This window comes from Enterobacter sp. UNJFSC 003 (assembly GCF_036903355.1).
GTDB lineage: Bacteria > Pseudomonadota > Gammaproteobacteria > Enterobacterales > Enterobacteriaceae > Enterobacter.
This window is the reverse complement of record NZ_JBAKHK010000380.1, coordinates 1-231: the sequence shown is the minus strand read 5'-3', so window position 1 is coordinate 231 and position 231 is coordinate 1. Positions and strand designations below refer to the sequence as shown.

Annotated in this window: 1 pseudogene; it reads left to right on the top strand. The window is 58.4% G+C overall.

The features are described 5' to 3' along the window. A pseudogene (locus V5P19_RS24640) lies at positions 1–231 on the top strand (thymidine phosphorylase); the annotation flags it as partial.

The window sequence follows — 231 nt, the reverse complement described above, 5'->3', positions numbered from 1 at the left end:
CAGTTCACTGGCTCCGGCTGATAAACGTTTCTACGCGACCCGTGATATTACCGCAACCGTGGACTCCATCCCGCTGATCACCGCCTCTATTCTGGCGAAGAAACTTGCGGAAGGTCTGGACGCGCTGGTGATGGACGTGAAAGTGGGTAGCGGCGCGTTTATGCCGACCTACGAACTCTCTGAAGCCCTTGCCGAAGCGATTGTTGGCGTGGCTAACGGCGCTGGCGTGCG